The sequence below is a fragment of the Rahnella sp. Larv3_ips genome (genome assembly GCF_003697865.1).
In the GTDB taxonomy this organism is placed as follows: domain Bacteria; phylum Pseudomonadota; class Gammaproteobacteria; order Enterobacterales; family Enterobacteriaceae; genus Rahnella; species Rahnella rivi.
Map to the genome: position 1 here is coordinate 77,503 of NZ_MJIB01000004.1, position 17,810 is coordinate 95,312.

Annotated in this window: 15 protein-coding genes; 10 read left to right on the plus strand and 5 right to left on the minus strand. The window is 56.5% G+C overall.

The features are described 5' to 3' along the window. A partial coding sequence (gene xapA / locus ED901_RS02835) for a xanthosine phosphorylase (RefSeq protein WP_122094698.1) occupies positions 1 to 762 on the minus strand: 762 nt, incomplete at its 3' end. Between the two features lie 159 nt (positions 763 to 921). Here xapA and ED901_RS02840 point away from each other — a divergent pair. Then, positions 922 to 1,842, plus strand: coding sequence for a LysR family transcriptional regulator (locus ED901_RS02840; RefSeq protein WP_122094700.1), 921 nt, complete (start codon positions 922 to 924; stop codon positions 1,840 to 1,842). A 36-nt stretch (positions 1,843 to 1,878) separates the two neighbouring features. Here the strand turns inward: ED901_RS02840 and tsgA are convergent, their stop codons facing one another. Further along, positions 1,879 to 3,078, minus strand: a complete 1,200-nt coding sequence (tsgA, locus tag ED901_RS02845; protein ID WP_056769167.1) for an MFS transporter TsgA — start codon at positions 3,076 to 3,078, stop codon at positions 1,879 to 1,881. Positions 3,079 to 3,356: 278 nt separating this feature from the next. Between tsgA and ED901_RS02850 the strand changes: the two genes are divergently transcribed. The 5 genes from ED901_RS02850 (at position 3,357) to gsiD (ending at position 9,824) form a co-directional block, all read left to right on the plus strand. Beyond that, the gene (locus ED901_RS02850) at positions 3,357 to 4,370 is read left to right on the plus strand and encodes an isoaspartyl peptidase/L-asparaginase family protein (protein WP_122094702.1); all 1,014 of its coding nucleotides are present in this window, start codon (positions 3,357 to 3,359) and stop codon (positions 4,368 to 4,370) included. Between the two features lie 8 nt (positions 4,371 to 4,378). Then, on the plus strand, positions 4,379 to 6,235 hold the full coding sequence (gene gsiA, locus ED901_RS02855; RefSeq protein ID WP_371414276.1) for a glutathione ABC transporter ATP-binding protein GsiA: 1,857 nt from the start codon (positions 4,379 to 4,381) through the stop codon (positions 6,233 to 6,235). Between the two features lie 71 nt (positions 6,236 to 6,306). Continuing rightward, positions 6,307 to 7,863 carry a glutathione ABC transporter substrate-binding protein GsiB gene (gene gsiB, locus ED901_RS02860; protein ID WP_122094705.1) on the plus strand — a complete coding sequence of 519 codons (1,557 nt, stop codon included), beginning with the start codon at positions 6,307 to 6,309 and terminating at the stop codon, positions 7,861 to 7,863. Between the two features lie 111 nt (positions 7,864 to 7,974). Next, positions 7,975 to 8,895: a glutathione ABC transporter permease GsiC gene (gsiC, locus tag ED901_RS02865; RefSeq protein WP_056769173.1), complete on the plus strand. Its 921-nt coding sequence runs from the start codon at positions 7,975 to 7,977 to the stop codon at positions 8,893 to 8,895. A gap of 8 nt (positions 8,896 to 8,903) precedes the next feature. Then, positions 8,904 to 9,824: a glutathione ABC transporter permease GsiD gene (gene gsiD / locus ED901_RS02870; RefSeq protein WP_122094707.1), complete on the plus strand. Its 921-nt coding sequence runs from the start codon at positions 8,904 to 8,906 to the stop codon at positions 9,822 to 9,824. Positions 9,825 to 9,971: 147 nt separating this feature from the next. Here gsiD and fghA read toward each other — a convergent pair whose 3' ends face one another. The 3 genes from fghA to ED901_RS02885 are packed head-to-tail and all read right to left on the minus strand — an operon-like array spanning position 9,972 to position 12,921. Next, complete coding sequence (gene fghA, locus ED901_RS02875; RefSeq protein ID WP_122094709.1) at positions 9,972 to 10,829, minus strand: S-formylglutathione hydrolase; 858 nt, start codon at positions 10,827 to 10,829, stop codon at positions 9,972 to 9,974. 10 nt (positions 10,830 to 10,839) lie between these two features. Continuing rightward, positions 10,840 to 11,964: an S-(hydroxymethyl)glutathione dehydrogenase/class III alcohol dehydrogenase gene (locus tag ED901_RS02880; RefSeq protein WP_122094711.1), complete on the minus strand. Its 1,125-nt coding sequence runs from the start codon at positions 11,962 to 11,964 to the stop codon at positions 10,840 to 10,842. 27 nt (positions 11,965 to 11,991) lie between these two features. Next, positions 11,992 to 12,921 carry a LysR family transcriptional regulator gene (locus ED901_RS02885; protein ID WP_122094713.1) on the minus strand — a complete coding sequence of 310 codons (930 nt, stop codon included), beginning with the start codon at positions 12,919 to 12,921 and terminating at the stop codon, positions 11,992 to 11,994. Between the two features lie 190 nt (positions 12,922 to 13,111). Here ED901_RS02885 and ED901_RS02890 point away from each other — a divergent pair, with 190 nt between their 5' ends. The 4 genes from ED901_RS02890 (at position 13,112) to galS (ending at position 17,610) form a co-directional block, all read left to right on the plus strand. Next, positions 13,112 to 14,236 (plus strand): YbfB/YjiJ family MFS transporter, encoded by a 1,125-nt coding sequence (locus ED901_RS02890; protein ID WP_056769182.1) that lies wholly within the window; start codon positions 13,112 to 13,114, stop codon positions 14,234 to 14,236. Between the two features lie 128 nt (positions 14,237 to 14,364). Further along, entirely contained in the window at positions 14,365 to 15,030 is a 666-nt protein-coding gene (folE, locus tag ED901_RS02895; RefSeq protein WP_122094715.1) for a GTP cyclohydrolase I FolE, read from the plus strand. A 112-nt stretch (positions 15,031 to 15,142) separates the two neighbouring features. Beyond that, a complete protein-coding gene (gene yeiB / locus ED901_RS02900) occupies positions 15,143 to 16,297 on the plus strand; it encodes a DUF418 domain-containing protein YeiB (RefSeq protein ID WP_122094717.1) in 1,155 nt (384 codons plus the stop codon). A 269-nt stretch (positions 16,298 to 16,566) separates the two neighbouring features. Then, on the plus strand, positions 16,567 to 17,610 hold the full coding sequence (gene galS, locus ED901_RS02905) for an HTH-type transcriptional regulator GalS (RefSeq protein ID WP_122094719.1): 1,044 nt from the start codon (positions 16,567 to 16,569) through the stop codon (positions 17,608 to 17,610). The last annotated feature ends 200 nt before the right edge of the window (positions 17,611 to 17,810 follow it).

Here is a 17,810-nt window from a genome sequence, read left to right on the forward strand (position 1 = left end):
GGCGCAGCTCAGGGTCTGTTCGTGTGAAAGCGGCGTATCGGAAAGGCCTTCGGCGAAGTTGGTCATGGCAGAAATCGCCAGCACTTTCAGGCCGCAGTGACGGGCGGAAATCACTTCCGGCACGATGGACATACCGACCACGTCGCAGCCGAGAGTTTGCATCATGCGGATCTCAGCCGGCGTTTCGAAGTTCGGGCCGGTATAGGCCGCGAAGACGCCTTCGGCGACGTCGATGCCCAGCGTGCCCGCCACGGCGTGGAGCTGCGCACGCAGGTCTTTGTCATAGGCGTTAGCGAGGCTGAAGAAACGCGGGCCAAATCGATCGTCATTCGGGCCTGCCAGCGGGGATTCCGGCATAAAGCTGACATGGTCGGTCAGCGCAACCAGCCGACCGGGCGCCACGCTTTTACGCATCGAACCGGCGGCATTGGTCGCCAGCATGAACTCGCAGCCGAGCAGTTTGAAGGTGCGAACCGCGCTGGTCATCACTGACATGCCGTGGCCTTCATACATATGGCCGCGACCTTTCATACACATCACCGGAATGCCTTCCAGCGTCCCGAGCACCAGTTCACCGGCGTGACCGGCGACGCTGCTCTGCGGGAATCCCGGCAGTTCGCTGTAGGGAAGGGTGATGGCATCGGTCATATCGTCACACAACGTCCCGAGGCCGGAGCCTAAAATCAGCGCAGCCTGAGGAATAAAGCCGGGCGCACGCTGGCGGATAATCGCTGCGCAGTCAAAAGCATGGTTATTGAGCATGATCACTTCTCTCATTGTTGACAGTAGGTGGGAGTTAACAGCAATGCTAGGGTGAGCGGCTGTTCAGGTCTAATACCGTTCTGCGCCGGGATTTATAGTCAAAATCTATAAATCGGATGCGCCATGAATGCGGGATAAACGGATGTTTTGGAGAGAAGTATGACGCGCCCCTTTACGGATTCGGTGTTCGATCTGGGTCAGATCAATCTGCGGCTTATGCACTATTTTCGCGTGGTGGCGGAGGAGCTGAGTTTCAGCAAAGCTGCGGTGCGGCTGAATATGTCGCAACCGCCGCTCAGCCTGCATATTAAAGAGCTGGAAGTGATGCTCGGCACGCCGCTGTTTTTGCGCACCACGCGTTCGGTGGCGCTGACGCCTGCCGGTGCGGCGCTGATGCGTGAAGCCGGGCTGATGCTCGACGGCATCAACCGTTCGTTGCATCAGGTACGTAAAATCGGGCGCGGTGAGGTCGGCCATATTCAGTTCGGCACCGTGGGCACCGCCGCGTGGGGGCCGCTGATGCCCGCACTGAACCGGTTCGGTGAGAGTGCGCCGGAGATCACCTGGTCGATTACCGAACTGACGCCGTTACAGCAAATTGATGCCCTGCAACTGCAAAGGATTGATATCGGTATCTGGCGCGAAGCTAAACTGACGCTGCCGCAGGGGTTATCCAGCAGGCTGATGGGGCGCGAAAACGTCGCTCTGGCGATTGCGGAAAATCATCCGCTGGCCGCGAAAAACAGCGTGGTGCTGGGCGAGCTGGCGCATGAGGATTTCATTCTGATGCCAATGAACACGTCCAGCCTCGGCGGTTATCTCTATTCGATGTGCCGTCAGCACGGCTTTTTGCCGCAGGTCAGGCATCAGGTGAACGAGCCACAAACCGCGCTGGCGCTGGTGGCGAACGGTTATGGCATCACGCTGCTGCCGGAAAGCTATGCGCGGATCCACTGGCCGGGCGTGCGTTTCTGCGCGCTGAGCGAACGGTTACCGGTCGATTTGTATGCCCTGTATCAGGCGGATTCGCTGACACCGGCGGCGGCACGTTTTCTGGATTCACTGGGGGAGGGCGTTTGAAGCAGCAGGGCCGGAGCCCTGCTGTGAGGGAAAATCTTAGTGCGCGGAAACGTCGTGGTTAATCTTTTCGGCCTTACTTTTCAGGCTGGCGAAAATCACCATCAGCACCAGTAACGCGTAGGAAATGGTCGCGATATTCAGCGCCCAGAACAAGCCGTATCGGTTGTAGATGAACGAAGAGAACGACGCAAAAATCAGCGTACCGACGGAGCTGGTGGTCAGCAGCGCTGAGGTCAGCGTTGGCGGAGAGTTTTTCACCTGCAGGCTGCCGTAGCTCATCAGGCCGGAGAACAGGCCGGAGTTACAGAAACCGAACAGACCGACCGCGAACAGCACCAGCGACGCCGAGTTGCTGGTGGTCAGCACGCTCAGGCTCGCCATACCGACTACCACGGACACCAGCAGGAAGGTGCGCAGTTTGACGAAGCGAACGGTGAACTGGTTCAGGAACAGGCCAATCGCTTTCACCATCCAGTAGGTGGTGATGTAAATCGCGGCGCGATCGGTTTCCATGGCGAAATGCTCATGCAGCCAGCTTGGCATCCACAGCGTAAAGACCAGTTCGGTGAACACGAAGGCGAACAGTGCGATACACAGGAAAAACACAGCGATGCCCCAGGGTTCCTGCGCGACACTGCTGTTTTTCTCGGTTTTCACCGGGCGCGCTACGGTCGGGAATTTCTGGCCTGCACACAGCAGGATCATCAGCAGGCTGAGTACGCCCATAATGCCGTACATCGCCAGCCAGCTTGCGCCGTGCTTGAACAGGAAACCGAGCACCAGCGACAGCGTCATGCCGGAGAGGGCAAAGAAGAAATCGGTGAAGATGAGGTTGGCCGAGCGCTTTTTCGGATCGTCATTAATGCGCACCACCAGATAGCTGCCGATAGACATCATCAGGCCCGCAGTGGCACCAATCAGGAAGACACCCACACCAAACAGCGTGATCGACGGCATCACGAACAGCGCGATACACACCAGCACAGAAACCAGCGAGCCGGTCATCAGCTGTTTGCCGAGATCAAATTTCCGCATCAGGATGCCGCTGACCATAATCGGCAGGAACAAACCAATATTCATTAATGAGAACATTTGCCCGATAAAGCCCGGATCTTTGTTGAATGCGGTTGCCACTGGCCCGATAACGATACCGAGGGTGGAAACCAGTCCACCGGTAAAGAAGTAACTGAGCCAGGAGATCACATTGATCCGACGGCGGTTATAGACAGTTTCCATAACTGATTTCCTAAAAAGAAAAAATATAAAAAGGCCGCAGGAAGCTTAGCCAGAGGTGCTTTTATCCACGGTTAGGACGTTTATTATTCCCGTTCTTTAGTCATTTGTCTTGGATGTTTATTCGATCCCCTTATTTAATTTTCTTAAACAATCTAAGCAATTAGCGCGTTATCAGTGGTTTTACATTTCTGCTTTACATACTGTAGCGGGCTAAATATAGTCAAAAACAGGTCAGCATTTCTCTTTACATAAATACAACAACACAGGGTGCAGTGCTAATGAGTTCTTCTACTGATAATTCAGCGGCTTCCGTTTCGAACACGTTGTGTCCGGTCATTGCGATTCATGGCGGTGCAGGGGCGATCACCCGCGCGGCGATGAGTGCCGAAAAAGAACAACTTTATTTAGCGGAGCTCGAGCGCATTGTCGCCAGCGGGCAGGCCATTCTGGCTTCGGGAGGCAGCGCGCTCGATGCGGTGACCGAGGCGGTGCGTTTACTGGAAGAGTGCCCGCTGTTTAATGCCGGAAAGGGCGCGGTTTTCACCCATCAGGGCACCCACGAATTAGACGCCTGCATCATGGATGGCCGCACGCTGGATGCCGGTGCCATCAGCTGTGTCAATCACATCCGTAACCCTATCCTCACCGCGCGTAAAGTGCTGGAAGTCAGCCCGCACGTGATGTTCACCGGCGCGGGCGCAGAAGCCTTTGCCCGCGAACAGGGGCAGGAGATGGTCGGGCCGGACTACTTCTTTACGCAGGAACGCTACGACCAGCTGCAACGGGCCATCGCCGCAGACAGCGGCGTTATCCTCGATCACGATGGCGCATCGCAGAGCGCCACGCCGTCCGGCGATCCGCTCGATCCGGAACATAAATTTGGCACCGTGGGCGCGGTGGCGATGGACGCGCTGGGGAATCTGGCCGCGGCGACGTCCACCGGCGGCATGACCAACAAACAGGCTGGCCGTGTAGGTGATTCACCGATCATCGGCGCGGGCTGCTATGCCAGCAACAAAACAGTCGCCATTTCCAGCACCGGCACCGGCGAAGTGTTTATGCGCACGGTGGCGGCGTACGACGTGGCGGCGCTGATCGAATACGCCGGTTTATCCCTTGAAGAAGCGACGCACAGAGTGGTGCAGGAAAAGCTGCTGCCGCTCGGCGGTATCGGCGGCATGATCGCCATCGACCGTTTCGGCAACGTCGTTTTACCTTTTAACAGCGAAGGCATGTACCGCGGATTTGCCCGCGTGGGCGACGTGCCGAGCGTCAGTATCTACCGTTCATGAAGGATGCCATGAACCCTTCTCTGATCCTGCCGCCCGGCCAGGTTCTGGCGGTGAATAATCTCAGCGTACAGTTTTCGCACGAGGGTCAGGTGATCCCGGCGGTTAACCGTCTGAGCTTTGACGTCGGGCGCGGCGAAACGCTGGCGATTGTTGGCGAATCCGGCTCCGGTAAATCGGTCACTTCGCTGGCGCTGATGCGTCTGGTGGAGCAGGGAGGCGGGCAGATTTCACAGGGCAACATGCAGTTTCGGCGTCGTAACGGCGAAGTGGTTGAACTGATGGCCGCGTCGCAGTCGCAGATGCGCAGCCTGCGCGGTGCCGATATGGCGATGATATTTCAGGAGCCGATGACGTCGCTCAATCCGGTATTTCCGGTGGGCGAACAAATTGCCGAATCCATCCGTCTGCACCAGGGGAAAGACCATCGCGCCGCCCGTGCCGAAGCGTTGCGGATGCTGGATCTGGTGCGCATTCCCGAAGCCAAAAATATCCTCGACAGCTTTCCTCATCAGCTTTCCGGCGGCATGCGCCAGCGGGTGATGATTGCGATGGCGCTGTCATGCAAACCTGCGTTGCTGATTGCCGACGAACCGACTACCGCGCTGGATGTGACGATTCAGGCGCAAATCCTGCAACTCATCCGCGTGCTGCAAAAAGAGATGCAGATGGGCGTCATTTTTATCACCCACGATATGGGCGTGGTGGCTGAAATTGCCGACCGCGTGCTGGTGATGCATAAAGGCAACAGCGTGGAAACCGGCGACGTCACGGCAATTTTCCATGCCCCGCAGCAGCCGTATACCCAGGCGCTGCTGGCGGCGGTGCCGAAACTCGGTTCGATGCACGGCAAACCGCTCCCTGCGCGCTTTCCGCTGCCTGAGCAACAAGAGAGCGATCCGGCACTGGTGCAAAATACCCTGACGCCGGGCGCCGCGCCGATTTTGCAGGTGAAAAATCTGGTCACCCGCTTTGATGTGCGCAGCGGTATTTTTAACCGCGTCACCCGGCGCATTCACGCAGTGGAAAAAGTCAGTTTCGATTTATACCCCGGCGAAACGCTGGCGCTGGTCGGTGAATCCGGCTGCGGAAAATCCACCACCGGCCGCTCGTTGCTGAAGCTGGTGAAAAGTCAGGGTGGAACGATCACCTTTAACGGCGAGCCGCTGACCCACGTCAGCGGCAGCGCACTGCAACATTTGCGCCGCGACATTCAGTTTATCTTTCAGGATCCCTACGCTTCGCTCGATCCGCGCCTGACGGTGGGGTATTCGATCATGGAACCCTTGCTGGTTCACCACATCGCGAAGGGGAAAGAGGCGGAGGCACGCGTTGCCTGGCTGCTGGAAAAAGTCGGGCTGCTGCCGGAGCACGCGCAGCGCTATCCTCACGAATTTTCCGGAGGGCAGCGGCAGCGCATTTGCATCGCCCGCGCGCTGGCGCTCAATCCTAAAGTGGTCATTGCTGATGAATCCGTGTCGGCGCTGGACGTGTCTATTCAGGCGCAGATCATCAATTTACTGATGGATCTGCAGAAAGAGTTTGGCCTGGCCTTTCTGTTTATTTCGCACGACATGGCGGTGGTGGAGCGCATCAGTCACCGCGTGGCGGTGATGTATCTCGGGCAGATTGTTGAGATCGGCCCGCGCCGCGCGGTGTTTGAAAATCCCCAGCATGCTTACACCCGCAAACTGATGGCGGCTGTGCCGGTGGCCGATCCGGCGCATAAACGAAAAGAGCAGGCGCTGCTGGTCGATGATATTCCCAGCCCGATCCATGATTTGCATGATGAGCCTTTGGTTGCGCCGCTGGTGCAGGTGGCGGAAGGGCATTTCGTGGCGCGGCATGCGATTGCCGGCGTGTATTGATTTTTGTGGCGGCTTATTTTGAGCCGCCAATCTTCGTAAGACAAACGGGTTAGACAGGAAAAGGAACTGAGATGAATCAGCAGAAACGTAAAGGTAAGAACGTTATTCGTCAGGCCGTGCTCGCTGCCGCTGTTTTCGGTTCGCTGGCGTCCGCTTCGGCGTGGGCAGCAAAAGACGTGGTGGTGGCGGTAGGCTCTAATTTTACCTCGCTCGATCCTTATGACGCCAACGACACGCTGTCTCAGGCGGTCGCCAAATCCTTCTATCAGGGTCTGTTTGGCTTTGATAAAAACATGAAACTGGAGAACGTGCTGGCAGACAGCTACACGGTCAGCGCGGACGGTCTGGTTTATACCGTTAAACTGCATCCGGGGATCAAATTCCAGGACGGCACGGATTTCAACGCGGCGGCGGTAAAAGTGAACTTCGACCGCGCCAGCAACCCGGACAGCCACCTCAAGCGTTATAACCTGTTCAAAAATATCGCCAGCACCGAAGCGGTGGATGACACCACGGTGAAAATCACGCTGAAAGAACCGTTCTCGGCGTTCATCAACATTCTGGCGCACCCGTCTGCGGTGATGATTTCCCCGGCGGCGCTGACCAAATACGGCAAAGAGATCGGTTTCCATCCGGTCGGTACCGGTCCGTATACGCTGGATCAGTGGAATCAGACTGACTTCGTGAAAGTGAAGAAATTTGATGGCTACTGGAAGAAAGACGAAACAAAACTCGACACCATCACATGGCGTCCGGTGGTTGATAACAACACCCGCGCAGCGATGCTGCAAACCGGCGAAGCGGATTTCGCCTTCCCGGTGCCTTACGAGCAGGCGGCCCTGCTGGAGAAAAATCCGAAGCTGGATCTGGTGACCGCGCCGTCGATTCTGCATCGTTACATCAGTCTGAACGTCACGCAAAAACCGTTTGATAACGTGAAAGTGCGTGAGGCAATCAACTACGCCATCAATAAACAGGCGCTGATCAAAGTGGCGTTTGCCGGTTATGCCGTGCCGTCGGAAGGGCCGTTGCCACAGGGCATCGAATACGCTGCAAAATTCAAACCCTGGCCTTACGATCCGGCCAAGGCGAAAGCACTGCTGAAAGAAGCGGGCTACCCGGACGGTTTCACGACCACCCTGTGGTCGTCGCATAACAACAGCACCTCGCAGAAAGTCTTGCAGTTCACGCAGCAGCAGCTGGCGCAGGTGGGCATCAAAGTGAACGTGACCGCGATGGATGCCGCGCAGCGTGCGGCTCAGGTCGAGAACGTCGGGCAGAAAGAAGCGGGTGTCCGCATGTTCTACACCGGCTGGTCGGCCTCTACCGGTGAAGCAGACTGGGCGTTATCGCCGCTGTTCTCCACGCAGGCGGCTCCGCCGAAACAGTTCGGCACGGCGTTTTACAGCAATGCGCAGGTCGATAAAGATTTGTCCGATGCCCTGAAAACCACCGACAAAGCCGAGAAAGCCAAACTGTATGCGGATGCTCAGAAACAAATCTGGACAGATGCGCCCTGGGCATTCCTGGTGACTGAACGTCTGGTATCGGCTAAAAACAAACGTCTGACCGGGTTCTACGTGATGCCTGATACGGCATTCAGCTTTGATGAAGCTGATGTGAAATAATTCGCGATGGAGTTTTCAGGGCGTGCGGCGTGGTTGCTGTACGCCCTGAAGTCGTGTGTTCCGTGTGGCCGGAACATGGATGTCGTACCGTGAAATCACAGACAGCGAATCATGCTTAATTATTTTCTAAAACGACTGCTTGGATTGATCCCCACACTGCTGATCGTGGCCGTGCTGGTCTTTTTGTTTGTTCATCTTTTGCCCGGCGATCCGGCACGGCTGATGGCCGGTCAGGACGCGGATGCCAGCGTTGTGGCGCTGGTGCGTCAGGATCTGGGGCTGGATAAGCCGCTGTATCAGCAATTTCTCACTTTCTTCGGCAATGCGCTGACCGGCGATTTCGGCCACTCGATGGTGTCGAAGCGCCCGGTGATCGATGAAATCAGTTCCCGTTTTATGCCGACGTTCTGGCTGACGCTGACCAGCATGGTGTGGTCTGTGATTTTCGGGCTGGTGATTGGCGTGGTGTCAGCCGTCTGGCGCAACCGCTGGCCCGATCGTCTCGGTATGGCGCTGGCCGTCTCCGGTATTTCCTTTCCGGCTTTTGCTCTGGGCATGTTACTGATGCAGGTGTTCTCCGTCGAACTGGGCTGGCTGCCGACCGTGGGCGCCGACACCTGGCAACACTACATTCTGCCTTCCATTACGCTGGGGGCGGCGGTGGCGGCCATCATGGCGCGCTTTACCCGCGCCTCGTTCGTCGAAGTGATGCAGGAAGATTACATGCGCACCGCGCGCGCGAAGGGCGTCCACGAGGGGTTTGTGGTCGTCAAACACGGCTTGCGTAACGCAATGATCCCGGTGGTCACCATGATGGGGTTGCAGTTTGGTTTCCTGCTCGGCGGTTCGATTGTGGTAGAAAAAGTCTTCAACTGGCCGGGGTTAGGGCGGTTGCTGGTGGATTCGGTGGAGATGCGTGATTACCCGGTGATCCAGGCCGAAGTGTTGCTGTTCTCGCTGGAATTCATTTTGATCAATCTGCTGGTGGACATGTTGTACGCCGTGATTAACCCTTCCATCCGATACAAGTGAGCAAGCGCATGAAAAACTGGCGGCGAAATGCCGTACTCGCGGGTCTGCCGATGGTCACTGCACAAACGGCCAGCGCGCAATCTGTCAGGACGCCGTGGAAGGCGTTCTGGCGTCGTTTTCGCCGTCAGCATATCGCGATGATAGCGGGTGTTTTTATCCTGCTGCTGATTGCTGCGGCACTTCTTGCGCCGTGGCTGGTGCCCTTTGATCCGGAAAATTACTTTGATTACGACCGGCTGAACGAAGGCCCGTCAATGATTCACTGGCTGGGCGTCGATTCTCTCGGGCGCGATATTTTCAGCCGTATTCTGATGGGGACGCGGATTTCACTGACGGCGGGCGTACTTTCTGTGGTGCTTGGCGCGGCGATCGGCACGGTGTTCGGGCTGCTGGCGGGATATTACGAAGGCTGGTGGGATCGCATCACCATGCGAGTTTGCGACGTATTGTTCGCCTTTCCCGGCATTCTGCTGGCGATCGCCGTGGTGGCGGTGATGGGCAACGGCATGTCGAACGTCATCATTGCCGTGGCAATATTCAGCATCCCGGCGTTCGCGCGGCTGGTGCGTGGCAACACGCTGGTGCTTAAACAGCAGACCTACATTGAATCTGCACGCAGCATCGGCGCCTCAGACGCCACCATCCTCTTCCGCCACATTCTGCCCGGCACGCTTTCCTCGATCGTGGTCTATTTCACCATGCGTATCGGCACGTCGATTATCACCGCGGCCAGCCTGTCATTCCTCGGCATGGGCGCGCAACCGCCAACGCCGGAGTGGGGCGCGATGCTCAACGAAGCCCGCGCTGACATGGTCATGGCGCCGCACGTGGCCATATTCCCAAGCCTGGCAATATTCCTGACCGTGCTGGCGTTTAATTTATTGGGCGATGGATTACGGGATGCGCTGGATCCAAAACTGAAGAATTAAGGGGTTGCGCAGCGGGGAGATTAAGACGTGCAAATGCCAGAGAGGGCTGTCATCGCCCTCTCTGGCCGGTTTTGCACTCATTGCAACGTGGTAACCGTTATTGAGAAACCGAAAATTTCTCACTCAGCATCGAAAGGCATTACGTACTCACACCTTCGGATGCAAAAACTCCGCATGGAATCTCAGGTGTTCTTCCACAAATGACGCAATCGTAAAGTAACTGTGGTCATAACCCGGCTGCGCGCGCAGCTGTAACGGCCATCCGCGCTGACGGGCGATTTCTGCCAGTTTTGAGGGTTGCAGCTGATCCGCCAGGAACTGATCACCATCGCCCTGATCGACTAAAATCGGGAACGGGTACTGATTCGCTGGCAGTGAACTCAGCAGGTGGCAACTGTCGTATTGCAGCCACTGACTCTCGTCATCACCCAGATACGCGCTGAAAGCTTTACGCCCCCATGGCACCTGTGACGGATTCACGATCGGTGCAAAAGCAGACACTGAAAGGAAACGCTGCGGATTACGCAATGCCAGCATCAATGCCCCGTGGCCGCCCATGGAGTGGCCGGAAATCGACTGACGATCGCTGACCTTAAAGTGGCTGTTAATCAGCGCAGGCAGTTCATCCACCAGATAATCGTACATCCGGTAATGAGCCGCCCAGGGCGCCTGCGTGGCGTTCAGATAGAAGCCTGCACCCTGACCGAGATCGTAACCCTCATCGTTGGCGACGCCTTCACCGCGCGGGCTGGTATCCGGCATCACCAGCACCAGACCGAGTTCTGCCGCGACGCGCTGCGCCCCGGCTTTAACGGTAAAGTTTTCGTCATTACAGGTCAGGCCCGACAGCCAGTACAGCACCGGCGGCGGCGTGTCGTCCTTCGCCGGCGGCAGGTAAATGCTGAACGTCATGCTGCAATTCAGGCTCGCCGAGGTATGGCGGTAGCGCTGCTGCCAGCCGCCAAACATCCGGTGTTCTTCGAGGAGTTCAATTGAGCTGCTCATCGACACTTCCTTACTTGTTGAAATGAATCACCGTACGGATCGACTTACCTTCGTGCATCAAATCAAAGGCTTCATTGATGTCTTCCAGCGGCATGGTGTGCGTGATGAAATCGTTGAGGGCGAATTCGCCATCCAGATAACGCTGCACAATGCCCGGCAACTCGCTGCGGCCTTTGACGCCACCGAAAGCGGAACCGCGCCATACGCGGCCTGTCACCAGCTGGAACGGACGGGTGGAGATCTCTTCACCCGCTCCGGCCACGCCGATGATGACGGATTCGCCCCAGCCTTTATGGCAGCATTCCAGCGCTGAACGCATCACGTTGACGTTACCGATGCATTCGAAGGAGAAGTCCACGCCGCCGTCGGTCATTTCGACGATCACTTCCTGAATCGGCTTATCAAAATCTTTCGGATTGATCAGGTCGGTTGCGCCAAGTTTGCGTGCCAGATCGAACTTACTGGTGTTCAGATCAACACCAATAATGCGGCCTGCGCCCGCCATTACGGCACCGATCACCGCAGAAAGACCGATACCGCCGAGGCCGAAGATCGCCACGGTGTCGCCTTTCTTCACTTTTGCGGTGTTCATGACCGCGCCCATACCGGTAGTGACGCCACAACCCAGCAGGCAGACCTCTTCCAGCGGCGCTTCTTTGTTGATTTTCGCCAGTGAAATTTCCGGTACTACGGTGTATTCAGAGAATGTTGACGTGCCCATGTAGTGGAAAATCGGCTTGCCATCTTTAGAGAAACGCGTGGTGCCATCCGGCATCAGGCCTTTGCCCTGCGTGGTGCGGATTGCCTGACACAGGTTAGTTTTGCCGGATTTACAGTATTTACACTCGCCACATTCCGGCGTGTACAACGGGATCACATGGTCGCCCACGGCCAGAGTGGTGACGCCTTCGCCGACTGCTTCTACCACGCCGCCGCCTTCATGGCCGAGGATCGCCGGGAATACGCCTTCCGGATCTTTGCCGGACAGCGTGTAAGCATCAGTATGACAAACACCGGTGGCGACGATACGCACCAGCACTTCGCCTTTTTGCGGTGGCATCAAATCCACTTCTTCGATGGAAAGAGGTTGATTCGGGCCCCAGGCGACGGCCGCGCGCGTTTTGATCATTTTCATTATGTAGCTCCAGTCAGGTGTTTTTACTTAATAGGTGGGATGCAGTGCCGGGTCATGTTCACCGGCAAGCGGGTGTTTCAGTAACGGGACCACCCCGTCATTTTGTACGATGATCTGTTCTTTCAGCGCCCGCACGTTGGGGCCGAAAGCATCCCGCCGCCAGATAAGCCAGGTGGCGGTATCGGCGAATTCATCCGGGATTTCGTGAATATTTACGCGCTCGTGGCCGGGCAGTTGCTCCAGCACCGATCGCGGCACCATGGCGATGCCCGCACCGCTGGCAACGCACGCCATCATCGAGTGGTAAGACTGAATTTCCAGCGTGTTCGCCACCGGCACATTCATCTGCTTAATCCACCCCTGTAAACGCTGGCGATACGAACAGCTCGGGCGGAAGGCGAAAACGGTATGGCCGCTGCGGCCTGAGGGGGCTTCAAGAGGCGATTCGCCCGGCGGGGTGATCACCACCATCCGTTCACGATACGAAATACAGCCGTTGAGATCGTCAAAGTCGATCGGGCCGTCGACCAGCGCCGCCGCAAGACGTCCTGCCCGCACGCTGTCGATGATTTCGCCGGACGTGCCGGTGACCAGCGAAAGGGCCACTTGCGGGTACGCCTGATGATAGGCCGCGAGCAGTGACGGCAGACGGGTAGCGGCGGTGCTTTCCATTGAGCCTAAAGCGAAGTTCCCGGCGGGTTCGCCTGCGTGCGTGATGCTCATCGCTTCTTCGCTCAGCGCCAGAATCCGCTCGGCGTAATTAAGAAAGTTATGGCCCATCGCGGAAAGGCGGATGCGCTGCTTCTCACGGATAAACAAATCGGTGCCCAGTTCGAGTTCGAGCTGGCGCAGACGGGTGGTCAGGTTTGACGGCACGCGGTGTAACTGCTCTGCCGCACGCGCCAGTGAGCCCGTTTCTGCCACGCAGCAAAACATTCGCAACTGGGTGAGATCCATGATGAGTTCCTGTGTTCTCTTATCGTAAACAACTTGGTTTGTATTATTCAGTTTTCGTGATTGTAACTTTACTGCATCATGCATGACAACTTTCTTTTTCAGAAAGGCACTGTTAACGGAGATCCGCTTTCAGTATGTTTACCCACTGTTTCTATAATGTTGCGTCGCGGTTTCACCTTTCGGAGCGGTTATGGCTTTTCGTATTGCGTTAAGTGGTTTTCTGGCCTTTGTGGTCGCGATGGGCATCGGGCGCTTTGCCTTTACGCCGCAGGTTCCTTTAATGATAGCTGAACATCAGTTCAGCCTGACCGGTGCGGGGCTGGTGGCCGCGTTCAATTATCTCGGTTATCTGTGTGGTGCTTTTGACGCCATGCGCGCGACCCGCCACCTTGAGCGTCGTCTCTGGCTCGGCGTGTGGGGCGGAGTGGTGCTGACGTTGCTGTCGGCGGTGATTTCCGGCGAAGTGCTGCACAGCATTGTGCGGTTTATGATTGGCTGGACCAGCGGCTGGGCGATGGTGATGGTGTCGGCGTGGTGTAACGAGCGGCTGGCGCACTATGGCCGTCCGGCAATGAGCGCGGCGGTGTTTGCCGGGCCGGGCGCGGGGATTTTCCTCAGCGGCATGTTAGCCGTGGGCATTCACAGTTTGCAGCTCAGTTCGGCGCAGGCCTGGTGCGTATACGGCGTGCTGGCGTTGATTTTCGTGGCGATCATCACGCCGAATCTGCCGCGTAAGGGAGATTTGCACCGTTCGCACGTGGCGACGGAACCGCTGGTGATGACGCCCGCGCTGAAACGCCTGGTGTGGAGCTACAGTCTGGCGGGGTTCGGCTACATTCTGCCTGCCACTTTTCTTTCGCAGATGGCGAATGCCCGTTTTCCAGACAGCCTGTTTGCACAGTTTGTCTGGCCGGTGTTCGGCGGTGCGGCGGTCATTGGCATTGTAATAGGGATTTTGACGCGTCATTGCCTGACCACTCACCGGCGCCTGGCGCTGACATTGTGGATCCAGGCGCTGGGGATTTTATGTGCGGAAGTGGTGCCGGGCGTCAGCGGGCTGGTGCTGGGAGCGTTACTGACCGGCGGCGGGTTCCTGAGCGTGGTGCAACTGGCCTTACAATGCAGCCGCGAACTGGCACCGAATCATAGCCGTTACATGGCGGGGCTGCTGACCACCGGCTACGCCGTGGGGCAATTGTGTGGCCCGATATTGTCGGCCATCTCCACGGCGCTCACGCACCGTCTGGAACCTGCGCTGTATGTCGCCCTGGCAGGATTTATTATTGCAGGTGCTCTGGTGTTTCGCCGCCGCTGATAACTTGCGGCGATTTCATCCATCATGAAACACAATCACTGGATTCTGAATCCGCTCTCCACTACAGTAAGCCACCTCACTTTAGCGTGATCTGCGTCAAAGTGATTACATCTGCCGGAGAAGAAAGAATGCCTACCCTGAGTAAAGAAGCCATTTTAGTTCACGATGCCCTGTTAGCCCGTGGTCTGGAAACCCCTTTGCGTGAAGCGCTGCCGATCGACAATGAGACGCGCAAACAGCGTATTCAGGAACACATGACCGGCATCATGCAGCTTCTCAATCTGGATCTCTCCGACGACAGTCTGATGGAAACGCCAAGCCGCATCGCGAAAATGTATGTCGATGAAATCTTCTCCGGGCTGGATTACGCCAATTTCCCAAAAATCACTGTCATCGAAAATAAGATGAAAGTGGATGAAATGGTGACCGTGCGCGACATCACGCTGACCAGCACCTGTGAACATCATTTTGTGACCATCGACGGCAAAGCGACCGTGGCATATATCCCGAAAGAGACGGTGATCGGCCTGTCGAAAATCAACCGCATCGTGCAGTTCTTCTCCCAGCGTCCGCAGGTTCAGGAACGTCTGACCCAGCAAATTCTGGTGGCACTGCAAACGTTGCTTGGTACCACCAACGTGGCTGTCTCTATTGATGCCGTGCACTACTGCGTGAAAGCGCGTGGCGTGCGCGACGCGACCAGCGCCACCACCACCACATCGCTGGGCGGACTGTTCAAATCGAGCCAGAATACGCGTCAGGAATTCCTGCGTACCGTAAGACACGCCAGCTAAGCGGCGGTGCGTTAACCGGTCAGAAAGTTTGATATTGCGGCACCTTACGGGTGCCGTTAGTCTGTCTGAAGCCCGCAACTTTTTGCCCCCTTATCTAACAGGAACGTCTGGTATGCGCTCACGTATTGCCACGCTCGATTTTGCCCGTGGCCTCGCCATTTTTGGCATTCTTCTGCTCAATATCAGTGCCTTTGGCTTGCCGAAGGCCGCCTACCTGAATCCCGGTTTTGCCGGTGCACCTTCAACGTCAGACGTCTGGACCTGGGCGGTGCTCGACGCCGTGGCGCAGGGTAAATTCCTGATGATGTTCGCGATGCTGTTCGGCGGCGGCTTGTATTTACTGCTGCCACGCGGCAAACACTGGATCCAGGCGCGATTATCGCTGTTGCTGTTATGCGGATTTTTGCACGCCATTTTTCTGTGGGACGGCGACATTCTGCTTTCTTACGGCCTGATCGGTCTGGTGTGCTGGCGCATGGTGCGGGAAGGGCGCAGCAGCCAGTCGATGATTTCCACCGGCATCATTTTGTATCTGATTGGCGTGGCCGTGCTGGCGATGCTCGGCCTGATCACCTCACCTTCACCCGGCACATTCTGGATGCCCGGCCCGGCAGAGATCCAGTATGAACAGTTCTGGAAGCTGAAAGGCGGCTGGGAAGCGATTCAAAACCGGCTCGACTTGTTGTCTTCAAGCCTGCTGGCGATTGGCGCGCAATACGGCTGGGAGCTGGCGGGGGCGATGATGACAGGGGCAGGGCTGATGCGCAGTGGCTGGCTGAAAGGGGAATTTCGCGAGTCGCATTATCGTAAAGTGGCTGCGGCACTGTTACCGCTTTCATTGCTCATTCAGATCCCGGCGATTTATATGCAATGGAAGACCGGCTGGGACTATCGCTGGAGCGGTTTTCTGTTACAGGTGCCGCGTGAAATCGGCTCGCTGATGCAGGCGGTCAGCTATCTGGCGCTGTGCTACGGTTTCTGGTCGGTGATTTCCGGCTGGCGCATCACTCACTGGATCTCGCAGGTCGGGCGAATGGCGCTGAGCAACTATCTGTTACAGACCCTCATCTGCACCACGTTCTTCAATGTGTTCGGCTTCTTTATGCACTTCGACAGGTTGCAACTGGTCGCGCTGGTACCGCTGGTGTGGGCGTGCAATCTGCTGGTGACGCTGCTGTGGTTACGGCATTTCCGTCAGGGGCCGGTCGAATGGCTGTGGCGTAAACTGACGCTTCGCGCATCGGGCACTGAACTCAAGGTTGACTGATTTTTGTACTGTCACATCATCCTAAATGATAGATTTGGGATGGACGTTGCATAATTGTATGTAAACGTTTTCTTTCCTGTGACGAGATTCACGCAGGCGTTTCCTCAAAATGATTAGGATAGCGGTCGTGCCAGTCTGACGACCACTACTCTAATAAGGAAACGCCATGAGCACTTCACCTCGCTTCTCTTTATCTGCATTACTTACCTCCTGGGTGATTAATTTCCGTATTCCTCCTTACCAAACCCTGGCAGATCACGGAGCGACGCATGGTCACCATTCGTGATGTCGCCCGGCTCGCGGGGGTGTCTGTCGCCACCGTGTCCCGCGTTCTGAACAATCCTTCTATTGCCAGTAAAGAGGCGCGTGAACAGGTGCTGCGCGCTGTTGAAACCTTAGGTTACCGGCCTAATGCCAATGCCCAGGCGCTGGCGACGCAAAGCAGCGATACCATCGGTGTGGTGGTCATGGACGTGTCCGATCCCTTTTTTGGTGCGCTGGTGAAAGCGGTGGATACCGTCGCGCAGTTGCATCAAAAATATGTGTTGATAGGCAACAGCTATCATATTGCTGAAAAAGAAAGGCACGCCATTGAAGTGTTGATTCGTCAACGCTGTAACGCGCTGATCGTGCATTCCAAAGCGCTGGGCGATGACGAGCTGTCGCGCTTTATGGATCAGGTTTCCGGTATGGTGTTGATTAACAGGGTGATCCCCGGCTACGAGCACCGCTGCGTGTGGCTTAACAACGTCAGCGGCGCGGAAATGGCGACCCGTTTACTGCTTTCGCAGGGGCATCAGCGCATTGGTTACATCGGTTCCAGCCACGCCATTGAGGACGATGTGCAGCGTTATCAGGGGTATTTACAGGCGATGACGCAGCCGCTGACTCAGGCACATCAGACATCCGAGCCACCGCCGGCCATCTGGCGTGCGCAGGGTTCCCCGGATCTGCAGGGGGGCGAAGCGGCCATGGTGGAGCTGCTGGGGCGTAATCTGCACCTCAGCGCGGTGTTTACTTACAACGATTCAATGGCCGCCGGTGCCATGGCAGTGTTGAAAGAAAACGGAATTAATGTGCCGGCTGATTTTTCACTGGTGGGCTTTGATGATATTCCGATCGCCCGTTACACCAGCCCGAAAATGACCACGGTGCGCTATCCGATTGTTTCTATGGCGACCCTGGCGACCGAACTGGCGCTGAAAGGGACGGCAGAACAGCTGTCACAAGGCATTTCCCACTGTTTTATGCCGACGCTGGTCAGACGCCACTCGGTTGCGCCGTGGCAAAATGTGGCGCCCGTCACTTATTGATCAAATAACGCGATGTAACCGTTTTCAATCTGTGAGAACTTTCACAGTTTATTAACATCGCGCACATTATGATTCATTCGTTTTCAACATGATTCACTTTGAGTCCGGATCACCGGACTGGTTTCACAGCGAGTCAGGACGTGACAGGTCAAGGATGGCAGGCACCCACAAACATGATGTGGAACTGTACTGCTCCCGCA

Excerpts from the sequence above, each read along its gene's own strand:
- ED901_RS02840 (WP_122094700.1), top strand. The coding sequence starts at position 922 with ATGACGCGCCCCTTTACGGATTCGGTGTTCGATCTGGGTCAGATCAAT.
- tsgA (WP_056769167.1), bottom strand. The coding sequence starts at position 3,078 with ATGGAAACTGTCTATAACCGCCGTCGGATCAATGTGATCTCCTGGCTC.
- ED901_RS02850 (WP_122094702.1), top strand. The coding sequence starts at position 3,357 with ATGAGTTCTTCTACTGATAATTCAGCGGCTTCCGTTTCGAACACGTTG.
- gsiA (WP_371414276.1), top strand. The coding sequence starts at position 4,379 with ATGAACCCTTCTCTGATCCTGCCGCCCGGCCAGGTTCTGGCGGTGAAT.
- gsiB (WP_122094705.1), top strand. The coding sequence starts at position 6,307 with ATGAATCAGCAGAAACGTAAAGGTAAGAACGTTATTCGTCAGGCCGTG.
- gsiC (WP_056769173.1), top strand. The coding sequence starts at position 7,975 with ATGCTTAATTATTTTCTAAAACGACTGCTTGGATTGATCCCCACACTG.
- gsiD (WP_122094707.1), top strand. The coding sequence starts at position 8,904 with ATGAAAAACTGGCGGCGAAATGCCGTACTCGCGGGTCTGCCGATGGTC.
- fghA (WP_122094709.1), bottom strand. The coding sequence starts at position 10,829 with ATGAGCAGCTCAATTGAACTCCTCGAAGAACACCGGATGTTTGGCGGC.
- ED901_RS02880 (WP_122094711.1), bottom strand. The coding sequence starts at position 11,964 with ATGAAAATGATCAAAACGCGCGCGGCCGTCGCCTGGGGCCCGAATCAA.
- ED901_RS02885 (WP_122094713.1), bottom strand. The coding sequence starts at position 12,921 with ATGGATCTCACCCAGTTGCGAATGTTTTGCTGCGTGGCAGAAACGGGC.
- ED901_RS02890 (WP_056769182.1), top strand. The coding sequence starts at position 13,112 with ATGGCTTTTCGTATTGCGTTAAGTGGTTTTCTGGCCTTTGTGGTCGCG.
- folE (WP_122094715.1), top strand. The coding sequence starts at position 14,365 with ATGCCTACCCTGAGTAAAGAAGCCATTTTAGTTCACGATGCCCTGTTA.
- yeiB (WP_122094717.1), top strand. The coding sequence starts at position 15,143 with ATGCGCTCACGTATTGCCACGCTCGATTTTGCCCGTGGCCTCGCCATT.
- galS (WP_122094719.1), top strand. The coding sequence starts at position 16,567 with ATGGTCACCATTCGTGATGTCGCCCGGCTCGCGGGGGTGTCTGTCGCC.